General features: G+C 58.0%; 19 protein-coding genes and 1 tRNA gene. 13 read left to right on the top strand and 7 right to left on the bottom strand.

Going from position 1 to position 23,508, the window contains the following annotated elements; all coding sequences use genetic code 11:
• Positions 1–184: 184 nt before the first annotated feature.
• The gene (locus tag ACIPF8_RS12700) at positions 185–880 is read right to left on the bottom strand and encodes a DUF3592 domain-containing protein (protein ID WP_400421428.1); all 696 of its coding nucleotides are present in this window, start codon (positions 878–880) and stop codon (positions 185–187) included.
• Between the two features lie 501 nt (positions 881–1,381).
• On the opposite strand from ACIPF8_RS12700, the gene ACIPF8_RS12695 reads away from it, so the two are divergent.
• The 7 genes from ACIPF8_RS12695 to ACIPF8_RS12665 all read left to right on the top strand — a co-directional run bounded on the left by ACIPF8_RS12695 (position 1,382) and on the right by ACIPF8_RS12665 (position 9,077).
• Positions 1,382–3,028, top strand: coding sequence for a methyl-accepting chemotaxis protein (locus tag ACIPF8_RS12695; protein WP_400421426.1), 1,647 nt, complete (start codon positions 1,382–1,384; stop codon positions 3,026–3,028).
• Positions 3,029–3,064: 36 nt separating this feature from the next.
• On the top strand, positions 3,065–4,915 hold the full coding sequence (locus ACIPF8_RS12690; RefSeq protein WP_400421424.1) for a methyl-accepting chemotaxis protein: 1,851 nt from the start codon (positions 3,065–3,067) through the stop codon (positions 4,913–4,915).
• 250 nt (positions 4,916–5,165) lie between these two features.
• Positions 5,166–6,311 (top strand): methyltransferase, encoded by a 1,146-nt coding sequence (locus tag ACIPF8_RS12685; protein ID WP_400421423.1) that lies wholly within the window; start codon positions 5,166–5,168, stop codon positions 6,309–6,311.
• Between the two features lie 435 nt (positions 6,312–6,746).
• Positions 6,747–7,070: an Hpt domain-containing protein gene (locus ACIPF8_RS12680; RefSeq protein ID WP_400421421.1), complete on the top strand. Its 324-nt coding sequence runs from the start codon at positions 6,747–6,749 to the stop codon at positions 7,068–7,070.
• Between the two features lie 234 nt (positions 7,071–7,304).
• Complete coding sequence (locus ACIPF8_RS12675; RefSeq protein ID WP_400421419.1) at positions 7,305–7,706, top strand: OsmC family protein; 402 nt, start codon at positions 7,305–7,307, stop codon at positions 7,704–7,706.
• A gap of 112 nt (positions 7,707–7,818) precedes the next feature.
• On the top strand, positions 7,819–8,754 hold the full coding sequence (locus tag ACIPF8_RS12670; protein ID WP_400421417.1) for a DnaJ C-terminal domain-containing protein: 936 nt from the start codon (positions 7,819–7,821) through the stop codon (positions 8,752–8,754).
• Positions 8,754–9,077: a chaperone modulator CbpM gene (locus ACIPF8_RS12665; RefSeq protein WP_400421415.1), complete on the top strand. Its 324-nt coding sequence runs from the start codon at positions 8,754–8,756 to the stop codon at positions 9,075–9,077. Before ACIPF8_RS12670 ends, ACIPF8_RS12665 begins: the two co-directional genes overlap by 1 nt.
• A 131-nt stretch (positions 9,078–9,208) precedes the next feature.
• Here the strand turns inward: ACIPF8_RS12665 and ACIPF8_RS12660 are convergent, their stop codons facing one another.
• Positions 9,209–10,831, bottom strand: a complete 1,623-nt coding sequence (locus ACIPF8_RS12660; RefSeq protein WP_400421413.1) for a gamma-glutamyltransferase family protein — start codon at positions 10,829–10,831, stop codon at positions 9,209–9,211.
• Positions 10,832–10,854: 23 nt separating this feature from the next.
• On the bottom strand, positions 10,855–11,454 hold the full coding sequence (locus tag ACIPF8_RS12655; protein ID WP_400421411.1) for a YceI family protein: 600 nt from the start codon (positions 11,452–11,454) through the stop codon (positions 10,855–10,857).
• Between the two features lie 131 nt (positions 11,455–11,585).
• Here ACIPF8_RS12655 and ACIPF8_RS12650 point away from each other — a divergent pair, with 131 nt between their 5' ends.
• Together ACIPF8_RS12650 and arfB are read left to right on the top strand one after the other, a co-directional pair.
• Positions 11,586–12,332, top strand: a complete 747-nt coding sequence (locus tag ACIPF8_RS12650) for a glutathione S-transferase family protein (RefSeq protein WP_400421410.1) — start codon at positions 11,586–11,588, stop codon at positions 12,330–12,332.
• Positions 12,333–12,398: 66 nt separating this feature from the next.
• Positions 12,399–12,818 (top strand): alternative ribosome rescue aminoacyl-tRNA hydrolase ArfB, encoded by a 420-nt coding sequence (gene arfB / locus ACIPF8_RS12645; protein ID WP_400421880.1) that lies wholly within the window; start codon positions 12,399–12,401, stop codon positions 12,816–12,818.
• A 9-nt stretch (positions 12,819–12,827) separates the two neighbouring features.
• Here the strand turns inward: arfB and ACIPF8_RS12640 are convergent, their stop codons facing one another.
• Positions 12,828–13,964, bottom strand: coding sequence for a metallophosphoesterase (locus tag ACIPF8_RS12640; protein WP_400421408.1), 1,137 nt, complete (start codon positions 13,962–13,964; stop codon positions 12,828–12,830).
• A gap of 209 nt (positions 13,965–14,173) precedes the next feature.
• Between ACIPF8_RS12640 and ACIPF8_RS12635 the strand changes: the two genes are divergently transcribed.
• A complete protein-coding gene (locus ACIPF8_RS12635) occupies positions 14,174–16,498 on the top strand; it encodes a patatin-like phospholipase family protein (protein WP_400421406.1) in 2,325 nt (774 codons plus the stop codon).
• 34 nt (positions 16,499–16,532) lie between these two features.
• Here ACIPF8_RS12635 and ACIPF8_RS12630 read toward each other — a convergent pair whose 3' ends face one another.
• From ACIPF8_RS12630 to ACIPF8_RS12620, 3 genes are all read right to left on the bottom strand, one after another.
• Positions 16,533–17,324, bottom strand: a complete 792-nt coding sequence (locus ACIPF8_RS12630; RefSeq protein ID WP_400421404.1) for an alpha/beta hydrolase — start codon at positions 17,322–17,324, stop codon at positions 16,533–16,535.
• On the bottom strand, positions 17,321–18,622 hold the full coding sequence (locus ACIPF8_RS12625) for an MASE1 domain-containing protein (RefSeq protein WP_400421402.1): 1,302 nt from the start codon (positions 18,620–18,622) through the stop codon (positions 17,321–17,323). The genes ACIPF8_RS12630 and ACIPF8_RS12625 overlap by 4 nt, the downstream gene beginning before the upstream one ends.
• 433 nt (positions 18,623–19,055) lie before the next feature.
• Positions 19,056–19,140 (bottom strand) — tRNA-Leu (locus ACIPF8_RS12620).
• A gap of 164 nt (positions 19,141–19,304) precedes the next feature.
• Here ACIPF8_RS12620 and rnr point away from each other — a divergent pair.
• The 3 genes from rnr to cysE all read left to right on the top strand — a co-directional run bounded on the left by rnr (position 19,305) and on the right by cysE (position 23,495).
• Positions 19,305–21,800, top strand: coding sequence for a ribonuclease R (rnr, locus tag ACIPF8_RS12615; protein WP_400421400.1), 2,496 nt, complete (start codon positions 19,305–19,307; stop codon positions 21,798–21,800).
• 38 nt (positions 21,801–21,838) lie between these two features.
• Positions 21,839–22,582, top strand: coding sequence for a 23S rRNA (guanosine(2251)-2'-O)-methyltransferase RlmB (gene rlmB, locus ACIPF8_RS12610; protein WP_400421398.1), 744 nt, complete (start codon positions 21,839–21,841; stop codon positions 22,580–22,582).
• Positions 22,583–22,745: 163 nt separating this feature from the next.
• Positions 22,746–23,495 carry a serine O-acetyltransferase gene (gene cysE, locus ACIPF8_RS12605; RefSeq protein ID WP_400421396.1) on the top strand — a complete coding sequence of 250 codons (750 nt, stop codon included), beginning with the start codon at positions 22,746–22,748 and terminating at the stop codon, positions 23,493–23,495.
• The last annotated feature ends 13 nt before the right edge of the window (positions 23,496–23,508 follow it).

The raw sequence follows: 23,508 nt of genomic DNA, 5'->3' as shown, positions 1-23,508 counted from the left end.
GGCACGCTGATTTGATTTACTCAGCTTTTGGGTAAATAAGCATACGTAAGCCACCAGATTTGTATGGAGGGCGCTTTTGGGAGAATAAAACGACGCTGCCCTAAGACATGGGGCTGCTTTTGAAAAGATTGGTCAGGATAAAAATGAACAAGGCGCGTTGTCCGCGCCTTGTTGCTTGGTTTTATTATGTTTTGGGTAGGAAGCTGGTATCTACCCAATATTTTTTAGGATTCGTCCTGTCGATATAAACGGTGATTTCTTCGCTTTTTAGATAATCTTCTGGATCGAACCACAGGTTTTCACTATTAAAAACGTGGACACGATTTTCTGATGAGTTATGCCATTGGCAGACAATTCTCCACGGACTACGGCCGTTTATTTGAAGAGACCCATTGAGCTCTACGCCGGTTATCTTTGCTTTTACCGGCAACCCGGTACTCCGGAGTTTCTGACTCTTATTTTCTTTCATTTTGGGAATGATGAGCATTGCCAAGCCAGGCACAAAAAAGCCAATTCCTAACAATGCAAAAACAATGGTGCTGATCCAGAGGCCAAACACACTATCGACTTGAGCATCTTGAGGATTGTCTGCCGGATACAGCATCGGCACCTTGTCACCAACACTGTATGCAGCGGGATGGCTACCTGAAGATGACTCAACGATTTGTGGCGTTCCGTTGGTGTTGATAAAAGCAAACACTGGATAGTAGAGAACGCTTGTTTTACCTTTTTCTTGCGAAATACGTTCGTTGAGCCGTGCAACGATACCGTCAGTGTGCAGCGCCGTTTTTTTAAACTTCAGTGTGCTTACGGAAGAAAATGCCGCTATCAATAGAAAAAGCACCCCGATCGATAAGAAAACTATTTTGAATATTCTCATTGCAAATCCATTTATGTTGAATCACTCATTCACTGAGTGATATTTGATATTCAGCAACAAGCATATGCTGAATTTTCCGCTTGGATTTTAAGTGTGTGTGCTCAAAATGACAATATTTATTGTTAAATAGTACATATTTCGAGCGACTGGTGCCCCATCTAGTTTTGATCATAAGGAGTGCGTCAAAATCAAGAGGATGAGCTCGATTCCATGCATCGAAAGGTTTTTCGATGAGGCAATCGATATTGAATCTCAATCGTGGACATAACAAGGTTGCCTCTGCAGTGCAACCTGATGAACAACCTTCTGCGCGCAACGCGCACGCATCCTGCGTCCGAGTTTTTCTAAATTCTCTCCATTGCCCTTCAGCTATCGCTTGTAGTTGCCGTTAATCACTAAGACGAGGAACGCATGGCAATCGCTTGTCCGATTCCAGTATTCGCGGATTGACGTTGCACACCACTGATAATTGTAAAAAAAGCAAAATAAGGGACTTATTAGATGAATAAATTATCTTTCACGCAAAAACTCTGGTTGCCGCTGGTTGTCAGCCTGATCGCATTATTTGCAATCTCCGTATTCAATGCTTACCAGTCGCGCCAGATCCGCCTGGAAGAGCGTAAAAGCGATTTGATCAATGTCTCGAATATGGCAATGAGCACGATCAAGGAATATGCCGGATTGGCGGACAGCGGCGTCATGAGCAAGAGCGAGGCGCAGCAGCAGGCGTTGGCGCGGGTGAAGGCCATGCGCTACGCAAAGGATGGTTATTTCTCGATTTCGACCTCGAAGCAGCAGATGGTGATGCATGCGATCAAGCCTGAAATGAATGGTCGCGATTTGAGTGATTTCAAGGATCCCGCCGGAAATTTCCTGTATGTCGCCATTTCCAAAGCCGGCAGCCAGCCGGGTGGGGGCTTCATCGATTATGTCTGGCCGCGCGTCGGCGCAACCGATTCGATACCCAAGTTGGCTTATGCCCAAGGGTTTCAGCCATGGGACTGGAATATCAACACCGGTATTTACGTCGATGACTTGAACGGCGCCTTCATGCAGTCGCTGTATCAGAGCGGCGGCATCCTGTTGATAGTGGCGTTGCTGATGATCGTATTGGTGCTCTATTCGAACCGCAGCATGCTGGCCGTCATCGGCGGTGATCCTGGCCGCGCCGCCGAGATCGCGAATCGGATTGCGGAGGGCGATTTGACGTTGAACATTGATACCCGTCAGGGCGACACAAGTAGCCTGGTGTACGCAATGAAGTGCATGCGCGAATCGCTGCTACGCACGATCTCGGACATCAAGAGTTCAGCCGACACGATTGCCACGGCCTCCAGCCAGATCGCCAGCGGCAACCTGGATTTGTCCAGTCGCACAGAGCAGCAGGCTGGATCGCTGGAAGAAACGGCATCGGCGATGGAGGAACTGACCTCGACAGTGAAACAGAACGCCGATAACGCCCGGCAGGCCAACCAACTGGCGGTGACCGCCTCGCAGGTGGCGACCCAAAGCAGTGGCGTGGTGTCGCAGGTGGTCGATACCATGGGTTCGATCCGTAATTCGTCGAAGAAGATCGTCGACATCATCGGCGTCATCGACGGCATTGCCTTCCAGACCAATATCCTGGCCCTGAATGCCGCAGTGGAAGCGGCGCGTGCCGGCGAGCAGGGGCGCGGCTTTGCCGTGGTCGCTTCCGAAGTGCGCAACCTGGCGCAACGCTCGGCCGCTGCCGCCAAGGAAATCAAGGTGCTGATTGATGATTCGGTCGACCAGGTCGGTACCGGCAGCAGGTTGGTTGAACAGGCCGGCGCCACGATGGGCGAGGTCGTGATCAGCGTCAAGCGGGTTACCGATATCGTCGGCGAAATCGCTACCGCCAGCCAGGAACAAAGTGTCGGCATTGAACAGGTCAATCACGCGATCACGCAAATGGATGAAGTGACGCAGCAGAATGCCGCGCTGGTCGAGCAAGCCGCCGCTGCTGCCGCGTCGTTGCAGGAACAGGCCGCCAACCTGGCGCAGGTGGTGAGTGTATTCAACACCGGCAATGATCATCGGCATCACGGAGGGGCGGAGCACCGCAGCCGGGACATCTCTCCGCAGCCTGTGCAACTGTCGAATCCGCGGACGATGCGGCGGGCCGCTTAGAAAATGAAGTTCAACACTTAGTGAAAGTATGTGCGTATGAAAACGTTGAGTCTGAAAGCAAAACTGTGGCTGGTGCTGGCAGTCATGTGGATCGGGTTGCTGTTGCTGGCCGGCTGGTCGGCACTGAATACCCGCAGCACCATGATGAGCGAGCGCGAGGCCGGTCTCAAGAACGTGGTGGAAAGCGCCGCCGGGATTGTCAAAGGCTATGCCGATGATGCGGCGGCTAACAAGATGAGCCTGGCGGATGCGCAGAGCCAGGCTTTGCAGCGTATCAGCAGCATGCGCTACGCACAGGACAACTACGTGTTCGTATTCGATTCGCGGCCGGTGGTGCTGATGCATCCTACCAGCAAGGATATCGTCAACAAGAACGTCGGCGATCGCAAGGATACCGAAGGCAAGCTGTACTACACAGAAATGGTCAAGGTAGGAAAGGAGCAGAAGCAGGGCATCGTCCATTACATGGGACGTTTGCCTGGCACTACCGACACCCGTGCGGAAAAAATCAGCCAGGTGATCTATTTTGCGCCATGGGACTGGTTCCTGGTGTCGGGCGTGTTCGTCAATGACGTCCAGAGCGCTTTCTACGATAACCTGATCCGGCAGTTGCTCATCATGTTCATCATCGGCGTGACGGTGTCGGCAACCATGTTGCTGATCATCCGTAGCGTGACACGCAGTCTCGGCGGTGAACCGAGCTACGCCGCCGACATCGCCACCAGGATTGCCGCCGGCGAGCTGGATGTTGCGGTGCTGGTGGATGCCAGCGACCGCGGCAGCCTGCTGTACGCGATGCGGCAGATGCAGCAGCAACTGTCGGCGGCAATTACCGAAATCCGCTCGGGCACCAGCAATATCGGCGACTCAATTCGGGAAATCTCGGCCGGCAACAGCGATTTGTCGGCGCGCACCGAACAGCAGGCGGCATCGCTGCAGCAAACTGCGGCCAGCATGGAGCAATTGACCGCCACCGTGCGGCAAAATACCGACAACGCCAGGCAGGCCGGCCAACTGGCGCAAACCGCGTCTGACATCGCAGCCAGGGGCGGCGATGTGGTTGGGCAAGTGGTGCACACGATGCAGGGCATTACCGACAGCTCCAAACGCATCGCCGATATTATCGGCGTGATTGACAGCATTGCTTTCCAGACCAATATCCTGGCCCTGAATGCAGCGGTTGAAGCGGCGCGGGCCGGCGAGCAGGGGCGCGGATTCGCGGTGGTTGCCGCCGAAGTGCGCAACCTGGCCCAGCGCAGTGCCCAGGCGGCCAAGGAAATCAAGGAGCTGATCAACGATTCGGTCGGCAAGGTTGATGGCGGCTCCGAGCTGGTCGGCCGGGCCGGCGAGACCATGAGCGAAATCGTGCAGGCGGTCAAACGGCTGACCGACATCATGGGCGAAGTAACGGTCGCATCTGAAGAACAAAGCAGCGGCATCGAACAGGTCAACCAGGCTGTAACCCAGATGGATCAGGTGACGCAGCAAAATGCTGCTTTGGTGGAGCAGGTGGCTGCGGCGGCAGGCGCGCTGGAAGGGCAGGCGCAACGGTTGCAGGATGCCGTGTCAGTATTCCAGGTAGGCGGACATCGGCAGGCGGCCAAGCTGGAGCCGGTCCTGGTAGGCATCAAGCGCGACGCAGTGAGGCCTGCGGCCACGCAACCGGTGCCGCGGCGTGCGGCGCCGAGCGTACTGAAAACGGTCGCATCCGCCGATGTCGGCAAAGCGCCGAGCAAGGCCGTTGCGGCAACGCAGTCTGTCCGGCCGCTAAAGCCGTCCGAACCATCAAAGCCATCAAAACTACCAAAGCCGCAAGTGCAGCAACAGTGGCAGACGCCCAAGGCCAAGCTGGCGGCATCCAATGGCGATGACTGGGAGACATTCTAGAGCGTGTCTCAGGTCCGGTAGTTACCGCGGCAAGCGTTCCTGACGAAAGAAAACAGTCGGCGCCACGGCCACGAGGTATACTTGGAAACTGTCGACAATGCCCGATTTGCCGTCCTGCGATGGCAAATCGGCATTGCAGCCGGAATGATGTCATGCACATCATGGCTTGCTTCCTACCTACCTATATTGATCGAGACTACCCCATGCGCTTGAATTTCCCTTCTGTCGAATCGCGTCCTGCGGGCGCACCATGAGCGCAATTGAGCAGCCATTGATTCATTGGGTCGAAGACGACCAGCCTCGCTCAGCCCGCTGGCGCTCGGAAAGCGGCAATGCCGCGCCAAAGCGCGTGGTGATAGCCGACGACCGGATGACCGCAGATACCGCGTATCGGTTGGCCTGCGAAGGCACCGGCATGCTGTGGCGCGGAGATTTCCAGAATGCCCGCCAGCTGTTGCAGGCGCTGGCCCGGCGTGCTGAGCCGAAAGCTGAGAAGCGCGGCAAGCCGCGCCAGCCTCCCGCCTCACCGAAAGATGCCTTTAACCTGCATCGCCAGGCGCAATCGCAACGCGCGCGGACGTTGGGCATGCTGTTGCTGCCTTTCGAAGCCGATTACAGTATCCCGTTGCGCCGTGCGCCGGATGTGCAACAGGCCTGCAATGAGGCCTATGGCAAGCCCAGCGAGCCGTTTGTGGCATCGCTACGCGAATTGCTGGGCCTGATCGGCGCACATGAATGGCGCAAGAAAGGGGTTGAGATCCCGGCGCTGGGAGATCGTATTCATCCCCACTATGGCGTCTACTCGCCGGTGCGCGGCGAATACATCGGATTGGTGGCGCAAGCGCCGTTGCCTTCAACCAAACTGGCTTTTGACATCGGCACCGGCACCGGCGTGCTGGCAGCCTTGCTGGCCAAGCGCGGCGTTGCCCGCATTATTGCTACCGATATGGATCCACGCGCATTGACGTGTGCCCGCGAGAACCTGGCGCGCCTCGACGTCGACGACAAGGTGACACTGGTGCAGGCAGACTTGTTTCCTGAGGGGCGGGCGCCGCTGGTAATCTGCAATCCGCCTTGGATTCCGGCACGTCCCAGTTCGCCCATCGAACATGCAGTCTACGATCCGGAGAGCCGCATGTTGCGTGGTTTCCTGGGTGGCCTGGCAGCGCATCTTGAGCCGGGCGGCGAAGGCTGGCTGATTTTGTCTGATCTGGCGGAACACCTGGCCTTGCGATCGCGCGCCGAACTGATCGAAGCAATCGACGCCGGCGGCTTGAAAGTGCTGGAGAAAATCGATATTCGCCCACAGCATCCGAAAGCCTCCGATCCGAGCGACCCCTTGCATGCCGCGCGCGCGGCCGAGCTGACATCGTTGTGGCGCCTGTCCGTTCGCTGAGCGTGCGTGAGTAAGACAACATGAGGCAGGGTTAACCCGGATTAACCACGGATCATGGGGCAACGGGGCAGTAAATTGGATCGCTTGATGCAATGACAAATCATGCGCAGGCCAAGCCCTACTTCAGGGCTTGGCACCGAGGCAGCAGATCTAAATCATTTCCCAATGGAAATATTTGTTGTAAATTCGGCGGTTTCGTCAATCTGCGTTGTGGATTGTTGCCGCCGAATGTTAACTATTGTGAAATATATAGTTTTGCTATTGCTGCAAGTATTCACTAAATTTAGGCTATCTCTAGTCATTTGACGATAAATGGTGAGCGTGTTCTCTCTACAAAGAGGAGAACGATGCATTTCGCTCATTTTGCTGTGTTTTCCTGCACATTCCGCAGAAGAAGACGGCGATGTGTCGTAACAATCACTAGAAGTGGACGAAATGAATAAAAGCAACAATCTGGGTGGTCCCAGCTCACCTTTGCCGTCGGTCCTGAGCGACGTCGAGTTCAGCTTGAATGACTTGTTCCTGGTCAGCGCCAGGCAAGACCTGGCTGGCATCGAACAAGCGCTGGAGCATCGCGATTATGCCGCCCTGCAGGATACTGTGCATCGCTTGAAAGGCGCCGCCATGATTTTTCGCATGACGCCGACTGTCACTGCCGCGTTGCACATCGAATCGATCTTGAATAACGGGTTGCCAGTCGACCATGGCAAGTTGGTCGAAGCCTGCGCTTCGTTGCGCCAGCAGGTCGCGCCGGGCTGACTGCCTGTGACGCCCTGCAATCCGGCGATTGGATCGGGCTGCAATGGTCCAATTGATCCATCCGATATTCCTCCTGATTGATTCGGATTCCTGTCCGCCTTGGACAATTTGTTGCATGTCGGCAGATTGCCAGCAACGTCCCCTCCCAAAGACGCTATAGTCTCAATATCCACTTCTTGCTTGCCGCCCCGGCATGCTTGAGGCAGCAATTCCACGTCGATATGGAGAACGCGTATGGCATCAGTACATCTGCATAGCAATTCCGGTTACGCCCAGCACATTCAGGCCCGCTCACATCAGATAGTGGCCGACGAACCCACGAGCAACGGCGGCACCGATAGCGGACCCGCCCCGTACGAACTGCTGCTGGCCGGCCTGGCCGCATGCACCTCGCTGACCTTGCGCATGTACGCCGACCGCAAACAATGGGAACTTGGCCGCATCGATGCACAACTAAGGTTTGTACGTGATGAGCAAGGTGTGGAATCGATCACGCGGGAAATCGCTTTTGCTGCGCCGTTGAGCGAGGAGCAGTTATCCAGGCTGGCGGAGATTTGCGAAAAGACGCCGGTCACCAAGACCATCAAGCGCGGAACTGAAATTCGTACGACGCTTAGCAGGACGCCGGCGGCCTGATATTCCTGAAGAACTGACAGGAACTCCCGCGTAGACTCTTTGCGACAGGTTTTATTGCTCGTAAGTTGCCGGCAAATTGTCGGCAGGTTACCAATCAACGGCAAAGGACAACATGAAATTTAAAGATTATTACAGCGCCCTCGGCGTCGAACGTACTGCGACCACCGCGGAAATCAAGCAGGCGTATCGCAAGCTGGCGCACAAATACCATCCGGATGTGTCCAAGGACCCGGCCGGCGAAGAGAAATTCAAGGAAGTCGCCGAAGCGTACGCAACACTGAAGGATGCGGAAAAGCGCGCGGCCTACGATCAGCTTGGCACGCATCAGGCCGGCGAGAACGTTGAGCCGCCACAATCATGGCAGCAAGGCTTCAGCGATTCAGGCGCCTCCTTCGGCGATGTCGACATGGCCGATATCCTGGCCGCCTTTGCCGCCTCGCGCCATGGTGGCGGGCACGGCGGTCGGCCACGGCCTGTGAGGGGCGAAGACTATGAAGTCAATGCGCCAATCACACTGGAGCAGATTTATGACGGCGGTGAAACCGACGTCAGGCTGAGCATGCCGGAGTATGACGAGCACGGCAAGTTGCATCGGGTCCCACACACCTATCGGGTACGCATTCCGAAAGGTGCGGAAGATGGGCAGCGCTTGCGGCTGGCCGGTAAAGGCGGGCAGGGTCATGACGGCGGCAAGCACGGCGATTTGTATGTCGTGATGAAAGTGATTCCGCATCCCCTGTACCGTGTCACCGGCAAGGATCTCTACATCGATCTGCCGCTGGCGCCTTGGGAAGCAGTGCTTGGCGCCAACGTGCAGGTGCCGACATTGGGTGGCAAGGTCGAGCTGTCGATCCCGGCCGGCACTGCCGCCAATCGCCAGTTCCGGTTGGCCAAGCGCGGCTTGCCGTCGGCCTCGGGCGAACAGGGAAATTTGTATGCGGTAATCCGGATAGAGGTGCCGAAGGCGGCCACGCAACGCGAGCGCGAACTGTTTGAACAGCTTGCGGCCGAATCGACCTTCAATCCACGTGCTAAAGGAGAAGCGTGATGACCAGTCTTGTCGTGGAATCTGTCTGGCTCAACGATGCCGACCTGTGTTCGCTGGAAGAACTGGCCGAATTTTCCGGCCTCAGCAATGCGGAGTTGGCTGACCTGGTGGAGATCGGCGCGATCGAGCCGGATGATCGTGAGGCGCCCGTGTATCTGTTCCGCTCGCAAACCATCGTGGTCGCCAGGACCGCACGCCGCTTGCGCGACGATTTTGAACTGGATACGCACGGCCTGGCGGTAGCCCTCAATCTGATGCAGCGCATACGTCTGCTGGAGGCCAAGCTGGCGGCGATGGACGCCAGGCTACCGCATTCGTTCTGATCTGGTTTGAGGCCGCCGGAGGACTAAGCGCATGGGATATCAGCCATTAACAATGCTCAGCGAGGCGCGATAAAACAATGCCGTGTCGGCGCATCATTCGATGCGCCGCGCAGTCCTGACTGTGGCAAATTTCAAAATCCCGCGGCCTGGCCATCGCGCCGGCTATCGCTGGCCGCGACATAACCTTGTTCCGGATCGTCCGACAGGCGCCAGATGAATTGGCCGGAACCGAAATCCATGTAGGGGTCGGCAATCGACTGCAAGCGATGGCCGCGCGCCTTCAACGCTGCTACCACGTCCGCATCCATCGTGGTCTCGACATCCAGCGAGAAGTCGCGATTGACCTTCCAGCGCGGCGCATCGCAGGCAGCTTGCGGTTGCTGCTGGTAGTCGAGCATGCGCACCAGCGTTTGCACATGGCCTTGCGGCTGCATGTCGCCGCCCATCACGCCGAAACTCATCACTGGCGCGCCGTCGCGGGTCAGGAAGGCCGGGATGATGGTATGGAAAGGGCGCTTGCCCGGCGCAACCACGTTGGCCGAGCGTGGGTCCATCGAGAAGCCGACGCCGCGGTTCTGCAGGCTGATGCCGGTCCCCGGCACCACCACGCCTGAGCCGAAACCCATATAGTTGGATTGGATGAACGACACCATCATGCCGTTTTCATCGGCGGCGCTCAGGTACACGGTGCCGCCGCTGCGCGGCATGCCGAATTCGAATTGCGTGGCGCGATCCATGTTGATCAGTTTGGCGCGCTGGCTCAGATAAGCATCGCTCAGCATTTCCTGCGGCGTTACCTGCATCGCGCGTGGGTCGGCGACGTATTGGTACAGATCGGCGAAGGCCAGTTTCATTGCCTCGATTTGCAGATGCTGTGCATCGGCGGAATCGAGCGCCAGGCTGCCCAGGTCGAACTGATCGAGCATGCCGAGCGCCATCAGCGCCGAAATGCCCTGGCCGTTGGGAGGGATTTCATGCACGTCGTAGCCGCGATAGCGCTTGCTGATCGGTGTCACCCATTCCGGCTGATAATTGCCGAGGTCGGCCATCGTCATGGCGGCGCCACAGTCGTGGCTGAAAGCGACGATTTGCTCCGCCAATGCACCTTCGTAGAAGGCGCGGCCGTTGCTGGTGCCGATCATGCGCAGGCTGCGCGCGGCATCGGGCAGCATGAATTTCTGGCCTACCGCCGGCGCTCGTCCATTAGGCATGAAGGCTAGCGCAAAGCCGGGCTGGTCATGCAGCGCAGGAATGGCCGCGGCCCATTTGTGCGCCACTACCGGCGCGATGGCGTGGCCGCGTTCGGCGATTTCAGCGGCAGGCTCCATGATGTCTGCAAACGGCAACTTGCCAAAGCGTTGATGCAGGGCCGCCCAGCCGGCCACGGCGCCCGGTACGGTGACGCTGTCCCAACCGCGTTGCGGTTGCTGCGCCAGGCGGTTCGATTGTTCGCCGTATTTACGTTTGAAATAGGCTGGGTCCCAAGCCGCTGGAGCAACGCCGGAAGAGTTCAAACCATGCAAGGCCGTGCCATCCCACAGAATCGCGAAGGCATCGCTGCCCAGACCGCAGGAAACCGGCTCGACTATGGTCAGTGCAGCAGCGGCCGCCAGCGCGGCGTCGACGGCATTGCCGCCCTTGAGCAGCATGCGCACGCCGGCTTGCGCTGCCAGCGGATGAGACGTCGCGACGGCATTGCGGGCAAACAATGGAATCCGCGTGGTGGGGTAGGGATTGGTCCAGTTGAATGACATGCTTGAGCTCCTATCTTGAAAATTCAATATTCCTTGATTGCCTCGACGCTGATGTGCAGCGTCACGTCGTCACTGACGAATGGCGCATAGCGACCGAGCTTGTAATCGCTGCGCAGTATTTTTGCGGAACCGTTGGCGCCGCAGGCACGCTTCCCATAGAGCAGCATGAAGCGACAATTGAAATGGCTGATGTCGAGCGTTACCGGGTGCGTGATGCCCTTGATTGTCAGGTCGCCGTCGACCTGTTTCAGTTGCTGGTCCTCGAAATGCAGGCTGGACGACTTGAAGCTGATTTTCGGATAGTTGGCTGTGTCGAAAAAATCTCCGGACCGCATGATCTGGTTGAAGCTTTCACTGCCGGTGCTGATCGAGGAGGCATCGATCTCGATATCGATGGTCCCGCTCCCCGTCGATTCATCCAGTTCGATACTGCCGGCGGTGCCGTCGAAACGGCTACGCTGCTGCGACAAACCCCAGTGACTGTATTCAAAATAGGAAAAGGTGTGCTCCGGGTCGATCAGGTAGTGGTCCGCAGCCAGGCTGGCGTTGCTGCTGAATGCCAACAGCAACGGCAGCATTGGAAGAAATTGCAGCGCGCGGGGCGGTCGAAATGAATTCGGCATGGCTATCGTTCCAGTGAATTTCTTGGTCGCATCGGATGTTGCATTTTAAATTGACTTCGGGCAGAACATCATGCTCGCTCCTCAGGCACAACGATACATCGCCATGGATATTCCCATTCAGAAATATTAAAATGCATTTTCAGCCAGGTCGGCAATTCAACCCAGGAGTCACTGACATCATGTATCAGTTGTATATCGCCAACAAGAATTATTCGTCGTGGTCGCTGCGGCCATGGGTATTGCTGCGTGAACTCGGCATCGCGTTCAACGAGCAGGTGGTGCCGTTCGCCGAGGGTTCCAACTGGGATGCGTTTCGCGGATTTTCGCCGACCGGTAAAGTGCCGGCCCTGACCGACGGCGAAACCACGGTGTGGGATTCGCTTGGCATCGTCGAATATCTGGCGGAGCGCCATGATGGCGTCTGGCCCGGCGATCCGCAGGCAAGAGCCTGGGCGCGCTGCGCCGCTGCCGAAATGCATTCCGGCTTTGGTGTGCTGCGTGAGCGCTGCACAATGAACTGCGGGATCCGGGTACAGCTGGAAGAATTTCCGGCTGCGCTCACGCAGGATGTCGACCGCATTGACGAATTGTGGCAGCAGGGGCTGGAGCAGTTTGGCGGGCCATTTCTGGCTGGCGCGCGTTTTACCGCGGTCGATGCCTTCTTTGCACCGGTGGCGTTCCGTGTGCAGACCTACGGGCTCAAGTTAAGCCCGGCTGCGCAGAACTACGCAACGCGCTTGCTGAACCTGGCGTCGATGCAGCAATGGCAGGCCGATGCTCTTGTAGAGACATGGCGCGAGCCGGGGCATGAAGCCGAAGCCAAGGCGGCCGGAATACTGTTGCAGGATTTGCGCAAGACGATTGCGGTAAAGAAGTGATGTGAGTCCGAGGTGCCGGGCATGCGTGCCATAATGGCGCGCATGCTGATCCGTAACGACGATAAACTGCTGCGCATTACCGATACGCTTGCGATCCCATTGGATGAGATCGAGATCACTGCCGTCCGTGCGCAAGGCCCGGGCGGTCAGAACGTCAACAAGGTATCGTCGGCAATCCATTTGCGCTTTGCTATCGAGGCTTCGTCGCTACCGGCTTTTTACCAGGAAAAACTGCTGGCACTGCGGGATAGCGACCAGCGCATCAGCAAGGATGGCGTCATCATTCTCAAGGCGCAGCAATCGCGCAGCCAGGAAAAGAACAAGGCTGAAGCGCTGCGGCGTTTGCAGGAGCTGCTGCTGAGCGTCACCATCGTGCCGAAGAAAAGAAGGCCGACCACTCCCAGCCGCAGTTCGCAACTCAAGCGTGTAGACAGCAAAACCCGCCGCGGCAAGGACAAGCAGATGCGCGGCAAGGTAGTGTTGTAGATTCGGAAATCAGAGTGGGACTAATCTCAGGCGCGTAATTTCAGATGGCGCCAGCAGCCGTTTCGGCGGCCCCCAATAACCGGTGCCGCGACTGGTGTACACCCACAAATTGCGCAGCCGGTTCAAGCCTGCCGTATAAGGTTGTTGCAGCGGCACGAATAAATTCCAGGGGAAAAACTGACCGCCATGCGTGTGGCCGGACAGTTGCAGGTCGAAGCCGGCATCGGCTGCTGCGGCGGCTGAGCGCGGCTGGTGCGCCAGCAGCAGCTTGACCGCAACGTCAGCCGGTCCGCCGGCCAGTGCAGCATGCGGATCGCTACGTTCCGCCTCGTCGAAATGATGGGCGCTGTAGTCGGTGACGCCGGCTACCAGCAGCGAGGCGCCTTGATGATTCACGACCACATGCTCATTCATCAGCACGGTCACTCCAAGCCTGCGCACTTCAGCTACCCATTCCGGCGCATTCGAATAATACTCATGATTGCCGGTCACAAAATAGGAGCCGTGGCGTGAGCGCAGATTTGCCAGCGGCGCGGTATGCGGCGCCAGTTCCTCTACGCTGCCGTCGACCAGGTCGCCGGTAATGGCGATCAGGTCCGGCTTGAGCGTGTTGACCTTGTTGACGATGGAATCGAGATAGCCGCGCTTGATGGTCGGGCCGACATGGATGTCGCTGATCTGGGCAATCGTGAAGCCGTGCAGGCTGGCTGGCAAGCCGCTGATCGGGATGTCGATGTCGATCACCGCCGCCAGGCGGCGCGCGTTGAAGAAGCCAACGATGGTAGCCAGTGCCGCCACCAGCAGCACCGCCAACGCACTCCAGCTCGACCATTCGGCGCCGTGCAGGCCCAGCCATGGCGCCGCCAGCAGGAACAGTTCGCGTACCAGCGTGGCGATCAGCAGCGACGAAAATACGCCCATCGCCAGCATGCCGGCCCAAGCAAGCCGATCGGCCAAAGGTTGCTGCTTGATGAAGCGCGACAACAGGCCGCCAGGAATCAACGGCAAGGAAAGCAGCAGCCAGATGCCTAGCAGCCATTGCAGCGCCGGCAGGCTTGGCAATGCAGGGATCAGGCGCCAGCCGATATAAGCGTGCAGCACGCCCAGCAGGAAGAGGACAACCGAAATGGCGAAACGCGACGGCATGGGGATACCTGTAAGAAATGAATAGGGGGCGATAACCGGTTGTGAAACCAATTGCGCTGGCTGCCCATATTGGGGCGCGTCTGTTGGCTTCAATAGGGGGTGAAGACATGCGATACCACCGTCCACCGCCTTAAAGGGTGAGTGTTATTCCAATATAATCATGCCTTTATTGCTTAATTCCATCGCCAGCCGGTGTTTTTCAGGTCTCCATGCTTCTTTTTAAACGAAATAACGTGATTTCCCGACTTGTTGGTGCAGCGGCATGCGCGACGCTGACCCTGGGGCTGCTGCATGTGAACGGCGCGGTGGCAGCCGACGCGGCTGCGGTAGATGCTAAAACGGCAACGGTGGAGGCGCATGGCCGGCCACGCATCGGCCTGGTGCTGTCCGGCGGCGGCGCCCGCGGATATGCCCATCTTGGCGTGCTGAAGGCGCTCGAGCAAATGCACATTCCGATCGATTACGTTGCTGCCACCAGTATGGGAGCGGTGGTCGGCGGGCTCTACGCAAGCGGTTTGTCGGCTGACGAACTGGATCACATACTGACCGGCACCAATCTGAGCGACATCGCTTTCGATCGCAATGAACGCGCCGAATTGCCGCAGTCGCAGCGCGAAGACGATTTTCAGTATCCGATTGGTTTGTCGGCTGGCTACGGCGACGGCAAATTGAAACTACCGTCCGGTCTGGTGCAGGGAAATAATTTGCTGTTCTTGCTACAGAACTGGACGCCGCAGTTGCCGGCGAATATTTCTTTCGACAAGCTGCCGACGCCGTTCCGTGCGGTGGCAACCGATCTCGGCAGCGGTGATGAGGTAATCCTCAAGCAAGGTTCGTTGCCGCGGGCGATCCGCGCCAGCATGGCGGTGCCAGGCCTGTTCGCGCCGCTCAAGCTGGATGGCCACACATTGGTCGATGGCGGCCTGGTGCGTAACTTGCCGGTCCAGTTGGCGCGCGACATGGGTGCCGACATCATCATTGCCGTCAACATCGCCACCGACCTGCAAGACCCGTCGACGCTCGATTCGCCGACCGCGGTGGCGCAGCAGATGGTGACCATCCTGATTCGGCAGAACGTCAAGCAGCAGATCGGTTTGTTGAAGAAAGGCGATGTGCTGATCGAGCCGGATCTGGGCGATCTGTCGTTTGCCGATTTCTCGCGCGGCAAGGATGGCGTTGCTGCCGGTTACGCAGCAGCGCAGCGCCAGCGCGCCAAGCTGGAAGCGCTGGCGTTGCCGCCAGAACAGTGGAAATCCTATCTGGCCGGGCGCACCGGCGGGCCGGTACTGGCGCAGGAGACCCGCATCGATAAGATTGAAGTCAACAGCCGCGGACCGGTGCCGGCGGCAGTGGTGCGCCGTTCGCTGGATGTGAAAGAAGGGGATTTCTATAATCCTGTGGCGCTCAATCAAGACATGGCGCGCTTGTCAACCAATGGCGACTTCAAAAGCGCCACGCAGGAACTGGTAACCGAGGACGGTAACAACGTCTTGAAAATTGATGCGGATGCCAAATCCTGGGGGCCGCATTTTCTGCTGTTCGGATTGGGTGTGTCAAACAGCTTCAATGGCCGCGGCGACTTCAACCTGCAGATCGGTCATCGACTGCCGTGGATAACGGAGAGCGGCCTGGAGTGGCGCAATGATGTCGTGTTGGGCAGCAAGCAGGCCAGCCTGCATACCGAGTTGCGGCAGCCGATATGGAACACTGTCGGCCTGTATGTAGCGCCATATGCCGAATACGGGCGCCGGCATCTGGACATTTTCTCGGATGACGATGCCACCTCGGACACGGTGCCTGTTACCGCGTATCGGGTTGATACCACCAAAATCGGGGTTGACCTCGGCATCCCGATCGGGCGCCTGGGTGAGTTCCGGACCGGTATCAATTATCAGTGGCTGGTCGCCTCGCCATCCTACAACATCCCGATCGGCTCGGAAGGGCTCTTCGATTCGTTCCGGATCAAGCAGCCGGTGTACAGCGCCAAGCTCACCATCGATCAGCTCGATGATCCGCTGTTTCCGCGCAAAGGCTATTATCTTTCCGCCACCAGCAACGTCGGTTTTGGCGGTGCGGATAACCGCTATAGCGACGCCCAGGCCAAGGGGCTGTGGGCAGTCAGTCGCGGCGGCAATACCTTGAATTTCGCGCTGGAGGCGGCCGGCACCTATGGCAACGAAGAGAATGGCGTCAGCGGAAACGGCGGCCTGGGATTTTCGCTGGGAGGTTTCCAGCATTTGTCGGCGTATGCGCCTGATCAGTTCTCCGGCAACTACTTGCTGTACAGCCGGCTGACCTATCTGCGCGACATGCCGGATCTGGATTTGCCAGGATTGCGTAGCACTGTGCTGGGAACCAGCCTGGAAGTCGGCGACGTGTGGCAAACCCGCACCGCATTCGGTACTGGTCCGCTCAAGAAGAGCGCCAGCATGTTCGTCGGCGGCAACAGCTTCCTGGGGCCGGTTTACTTTGGCGCGGCACTGGCGCCACGCGGAGTGTGGAATCTGTACTTGCAGTTGGGCCGGGTGTTCTGACGAAGCGCGGCGCTTAGCGGGCTGTTATAGCCCGCTAGGCGCCGCGCATCCGCCGCGCCGGCGCCGGCGGATAACCGAAAAATTCCAATACGCTGTTGATGACCTTTTCACGGTCGTTGTCGACGCAAATCATGTGGTAGCTGTTCTCCAGCACCACCACGCGCACATCGGTCAAGGTGTCGCGCAGGAATTCTGCCGATTTCAGGCTGGTCAATTCATCCTCGCGGGCGTGCACCACCAAGGTCGGACAAATGATTTTGTGGGCATTCGCCTGCACCTGACGGCGCAGCCGGTCGACCTGGCGCACGCAAGCCAACGGCACCCAGCGGTAATGGAAGTTGTCGCCGCGCGCGAACTTGGCTTTGACGATTGCGCGTACCGTCGAATTCTTGATGCCGAACGGTTCATCTTCCTCTACTTTCATGCGCGCCGGCAGCCCCGGAATCCAGTACACCAGATGCCGCAAACCGCGATACCACGGTGTCGACCAGCCATCAATGAAGATTGGTGGCGCCAGCGTCACCAGCTTGCCTTTGTTGTGCTGCACCCGTTCGCACAGGGCCAGCGCCAGCAGCGATCCCATGCACATGCCCAGCACATGAAAGGTGTCGTACTGCGGCGCCAGTTCACGATAGCTGGCAACGACCGCATCGAGCCAGTCCTCGGCGCGCACCGACACCAGGTCTTCAGGCTGGGTGCCGTGGCCGGGCAGCGTGACCGCGTGCGTCTCCACGCCGGCCCGCTGCAGCACCTTGTGCAACGGGCCGAGATCGAATTGCGTGCCGCCCAAGCCGTGGATCAGCAGCGCCCCGGTACGATTGGTCATTGTTGGCCCCGTGGCTGAGCGACCTCCTTGATGTTGAGTCGCCAGGCGCCGGCTACCATGGCGACGCTTTCGTCGGAATCGAGCAATACCGCACTCATGTCGGTCACCTGGCTTTCCTGGCCGGCCGGCAGCAATAGCCGGAATTGCAGATCGGGGCGGGCGTCGTCGTTCGTGTCGTCGAGCCAGCGGCTGCGCAACTGGGCGCGATCGTCCGGATGGACGTGGCTGAGCACATGATCGAGATCACTGAAGGTGTCGATGCTGACGCCGAGCAATCCCCGCAGGTCGCCGTTCCAGCATAGTTTGCTGCTATGCGGATCGATGCTGTAGACCAGCTGGCGGCTGACGGTCAGGGCCAGCTCGACATCGCTCTTCCATTGCGACGCGTCTTCATGCAATTGCTCACGTGTGGTTTTCAGGGCGCTGATCAGCAGGCACAGCAATGCCGCGACTGCCAGGTACAACTGGGCTTCCAGCAGCGAATGGTGTGAGTAGTTATTGGCAAGCGCGCCGATGGCGGCAAACGGGCCATCGCCTTGCACGGTATTGAGCAGGGCGAAGAAGGCCAGCATCGCCACCGCCAGCGAACCGCCGCGTCCGCCCCACAGCAGCGTGACGACCGCTGCGAAGAACAACGGAATGTAAGTCAGCGCAAAGTTGACGCCGATCGACAGGTTGCTGATGGTGTCGCCATCGAAAATCATGAAAGAGGTTATGCCGAGAGCGATGAAGGCCGCCAGGCCGAGCAGGAAGTCGCTACGATCCATGCCTCCCGAGCGCATGGCGTGAAAGCGCGACCAGCCGGCCAGCACCGGTGTCACGATCAGGATGCCGACCAGGTCGGAGGCGGCCCACACACCAGCGGTCGGCCAGAACGGCACATTCAAGACCAGCAGGAACCAGGCTGCGCCAATTGCGGCGCTGACGGCGCTACAGGTGACGCCAGCGATCAGCAGGCCGCGCACGAAATACAGGCCTTCCATCGGCAATTGCGTCATCCGCACCAGCGCCACGGCAATCGCGGCGACGCCGATCTCATCCAGCGCAAATAATGCCATGCGCAAGACATTGCGGTCCTCGATCCAGCCCAGGATCAATTGCGCGACAACGAAGCCGATGATCGGCGGCAGCCAGCGCGAGGTTTTAGTGAGCATGAAGGCGGCTACCGTGACGCCGGCCGGCAGCCAGATATAGCCGGTCGCGGCAATCGGGCCATTCAACTGGTGCGACATGTAACCCATGACCAGGTACAACAATCCCCATAGCAGTGCGGTGACAAATTGATTGGTCAGTTTCACTGTGAATGTCCTTGTGGTGTTTGCCGATTGAGGTTGATGCTGCCGCTGTCGACGCATTTTAGCCGCTCATTATAAGTTGAGCAGCAAGCAATAATTGAGACTGAGTAATTACGACGGAATAATGACGAATGAATTACTGGGCGCGAGTCACTCGTTTCGTTGGAGTGTCCGGCACATGCTTGATGGAGGAGTGGGAGTGAATGTTGCCGGTTATGGTTATGGCGAAGCAAGGACTTGGCCCCGAATCGTCCCGTAAAAAATACGCGCCAAATCAGCGTTGGCAATGCGCGCATTACAAAACGAATAGAAAAACAAAGGGAAGTAAATCCTGATTTTCACTATAATCACCAACGCGCCGCATGTAATGCGACGCCGGAAGTGCAGTGAAACTTGCGGAGAGCTAGACCCCGAAAAGGGTCTAGTCTATGGTATATGGTGCCCACGGAGGGACTCGAACCCCCACACCTTGCGGCACATGGACCTGAACCATGCGCGTCTACCAATTCCGCCACGTGGGCTTGAGAGAGCGAGATTATAGGCTATTTCAAAAATATGTCAACTAGTTGGTGAGGATAAAGAAGAGATATTTAAGTGATATATAAAGTTGCTTGGTTAGGAGAAAGTCATAATCCTCCGTTACACTAAGAGCCTTGTTGAATAACAATCTGTTGAAAATAGCCTTTTGAGCCAATATTCCTACACAATCCCTAGCCGAGAGGAAATTCTCGGCCTTCTGCGGACCTCTACCGAACCGCAAAACGCCGCCGCTCTCGCTGCTGCACTCAATGTCAAACCCGATGAAATGGATGGTTTGACGCGCCGCCTCAACGCCATGGAGCGTGATGGCCAGATCAAACCGGATCGCGGCGGCATCTACAAATTGACCAATTCGCCCGACTTTATCGAAGGCCGCGTCAGCAGCCATCGTGACGGCTATGGCTTTCTGATCCCGGACGAAGGCGGCGACGACGTGTTCCTGCCGGAAAAGGAAATGCAGAAAGTGCTGCATGGCGACCGCGTCCAGGCGCGCATCGTCGGCACCGACCGCCGCGGCCGTCCGGAAGGGACGATTGTCGAAGTCGTGACCCGCGCCAACACCCATGTAATCGGACGTCTGCTCAATGAAAACGGCGTCTGGGTGATTGCTCCTGAAGACAAGCGCATTGGCCAAGACATCATCCTGGCTGGTTCGCCGGGCAAGGCCAAGACCGGGCAGGTGGTCAGCGTAGAGCTGACCGAGCAACCTTCACGCTACAGCCAGCCAGTCGGCAAGATCGTCGAGATCCTCGGCGATATCGACGATCCAGGCATGGAAATCGAAATCGCAGTGCGTAAGTACGGCGTGCCGCACGAATTTTCCGAAGCTGCCAAGAAAATGGCTGCCAAGCTGCCGGGCGAAGTGCGTCCCGCCGACCTGGCAGATCGCGTCGATTTACGCGATGTGCCGCTGGTTACCATCGACGGCGAAGACGCCCGCGATTTCGACGATGCCGTATATTGCGAGCCGGTCAAGATCGGCCGCGCCAACGGTTATCGTCTGATTGTCGCGATTGCCGACGTCAGCCACTACGTCAAGCCCAACGATGCGCTGGATGTCGATGCGCTGGAGCGCAGTACTTCGGTGTACTTCCCGCGTCGTGTCATTCCGATGCTGCCGGAGAAGCTGTCCAACGGCTTGTGCTCGCTGAACCCCGATGTCGATCGCCTGACATTGGTATGCGATGCAGTGATCAGCGCCAAGGGTGAGATCAAGGCTTATCAGTTCTATCCAGCGGTGATCCACTCCGCTGCACGCTTGACGTATACCGAAGTTGCCGCGATCCTGGGCAATACCAAGGGACCGGAAGCGGCCAAGCGTCCTGGCCTGGTGCCGCATCTGCTGCATCTGTATGAGGTGTTCCATGCGTTGCTGCAGGCACGCCAGGCGCGCGGTGCAATTGATTTCGAAACCACCGAAACCTACATCGTCTGCAATGCTGCCGGCAAGATCGAAAAAATCCTGCCGCGCACCCGCAATGATGCGCACAAGGTAATCGAAGAATGCATGTTGGCAGCCAACGTTTGTGCTGCCGACCTGATGGAGCGTCACAAGCATCCTGGTCTGTTCCGTATCCATGCCCATCCGACCAAGGAAAAGCTGGCGGTCTTGCGGACTTTCCTGAAGCAGGTCGGACTGACGCTGGCTGGCGGCGATACACCGTCCGCCTCCGATTACGCCGAGCTGATGCCGAAGATCAAGGCGCGTCCCGACGCGCTGCTGTTGCAGACCATGCTGCTGCGCTCGATGCAGCAAGCGGTCTACAGCCCGGAGAACATCGGTCACTTCGGCCTGTCGTATGAATCCTATGCGCACTTCACCAGCCCGATCCGCCGCTATCCCGATCTGCTGACACACCGCACGATCAAGGCGATTTTGCAAGGTAAGCGCTACGATCCGAAGGGGCTCGATACCAGCTCGCTGAACACCATGCTGTCGCCGGCCGGTCGCAAGAAGCAGGCCGAAGACAAGGCCGCTGGCAAGAAAAAGAACGAGGGCAGCCTGGCTATCTGGGAAGCGCTCGGGGTGCATTGTTCAGCCAATGAGCGGCGCGCCGATGAAGCTTCGCGTGATGTCGAAGCATGGCTCAAGTGCTATTTCATCCGCGACAAGCTGGGCGAAGAGTTCACCGGCGTCATTTCCGGTGTTGCTACCTTCGGTATTTTTGTCCAGCTCGACGCCCTGTACATCGAAGGTTTGGTGCACGTGACGGAGCTTGGCGCCGATTACTTCCAGTACGATGAAGCACGCCACGAATTGCGCGGCGAACGAACCGGCATCCGTTACCAGCTGACCGACCGGGTCACGGTACAGGTCAGCCGGGTCGACCTCGATGCGCGCAAGATTGATCTGCGGCTGGTCAATGAGCCTGGCATCAAGACTGTGCTCAAGAACGAAGCGCGTCGCGCCGAAAGCGAAAAAGGACGTGGCGCCAAGCCTAAGGCTGGGGCAAAAACGGCCGCGCCGAAGAAGCCGGCCGGCGTGACCACTGCAGCCAAAACCACCAGCACCGCAGGTGCCGGCGGCAAGCTAACCCAAGCCAAGAAAGCCAAGGCCAGCAAGACGGCCAAGGCGCCGGCCATCGCAGAAAAATCGCGTGCTCCAAAAGGATTCACGAAGTCGAGCAAGCGTAAAAGATAGTAGATAGTCAGAAGATAGAATCAGGTAGATAGAAGAATATGAAAAGTAAAATGATTTTCGGTTTTCACGCCGTCACCGCGCGTTTGCGTCATGAAGCGTCGTCGGTGGAAGAGATATACGTGGATGCCAGCCGCGTCGATCGCCGCATGCAGGATTTGCTGCACGCGGCGAAATCCGCGGGTGTACGTGTTATTCCAGTGGACGACCAGCGCTTGTCGAATATCGTCGGCACGCGTCGCCATCAAGGCGTTGTCGCCAAAGCCGGCGAATTGTCGCTGGCGCGTAACCTGGACGAATTGCTGGACGCGATTGTTGGTCCGCCACTATTGTTGATCCTCGACGGCATCACCGATCCACACAATCTGGGTGCCTGCCTGCGGGTTGCTGACGGCGCCGGTGCGCATGCAGTGATCGCTCCGAAAGACCGTGCCGTGGGCCTTAACGCCACGGCAGCCAAGGTTGCCAGCGGGGCGGCTGAAACCGTGCCGTACATCACCGTGACCAACCTGGCGCGCACGCTGCGTGAATTGAAAGAGCGCGAAATCTGGCTGATCGGCACTGACGAAGATGGCGAAAAAGGTCTGTATGAGGCCGATTTCTCGACCCCGGCTGCGATTGTCATGGGTTCTGAGGGGGAGGGCATGCGCCGCCTGACGCGCGAAACCTGCGACGTGCTGGTGAACGTGCCGATGTTCGGCTCGGTCGAAAGCCTGAACGTCTCGGTTGCCTCCGGCGTCTGCCTGTACGAAGCCCGTCGCCAGCGCATGGTCAAGGGTTGTTGATCCCTCTCCGCAGTACCTTCCGGAATGATGGCCAGCCATGCGTTACGGCGCCGGCAGCTTGAATTCCGGACAAATCCCGGCCGGTTTATCGGACTTTCGTAGCAAAAGACGGCGGGCGTAATTTGGAATACCATTACGCCTCCGCATTCAATCGACACCCCCTATGTTCAGCCGCATTCGTGAAGACATTGCCAACATCATGGCGCGCGATCCCGCCGCACGCACCCAATGGGAAGTGCTCACCTGCTATCCCGGGCTGCATGCAATCATCCTGCATCGCTGGGCGCATCACTGCTGGCACAATGGCTTCAAATGGCCAGGCCGCTTCATCTCGCATATCGCCCGTACATTGACCGGAATTGAAATCCATCCGGGCGCCACCATCGGCCGCCGCGTCTTCATCGACCACGGTTTTGGCGTGGTGATCGGCGAGACAGCCGAAGTCGGCGATGATTGCACCATTTATCAAGGCGTCACATTGGGCGGTACTTCGCTGAACAAGGGCGCCAAGCGTCATCCGACGCTGGCGCGCGGCGCCATCATCGGCGCTGGCGCCAAGGTACTGGGTGGCTTTACTGTGGGTGAAGGCGCCAAGGTTGGTTCCAACGCCGTGGTGGTCAAGGAAGTGCCGCCGGGTGCGACCGCGGTCGGCAATCCGGCGCGTATCGTCCTGAAGGATAGCAGCGGCAGCAAGGATGATGCTGCGGCACGTATGTTTGCCGCTTATGGCGTTACACCTAACGGCGACGATCCGCTATCCAAGGCTTTGCATGGCTTGATCGATAATGCGGCAGCGCAGGAGCATCAGATTGATCGCATCATCGCGTTGCTGAAAAAATCCGGCATCGCTTGCGAGAGTTTGCCTGAATTGGAGAAATTTGATCCGGATCAGCTGAATAAATTGGTTGAGTAGGATCGTGTGCCAG

Origin of the sequence: Collimonas sp. NPDC087041 (genome assembly GCF_044745265.1) — a bacterium.
GTDB lineage: Bacteria > Pseudomonadota > Gammaproteobacteria > Burkholderiales > Burkholderiaceae_D > Collimonas.
The sequence above is the reverse complement of the archived record's forward strand: the minus strand, read 5'-3'. Positions and strand labels throughout refer to the sequence as shown.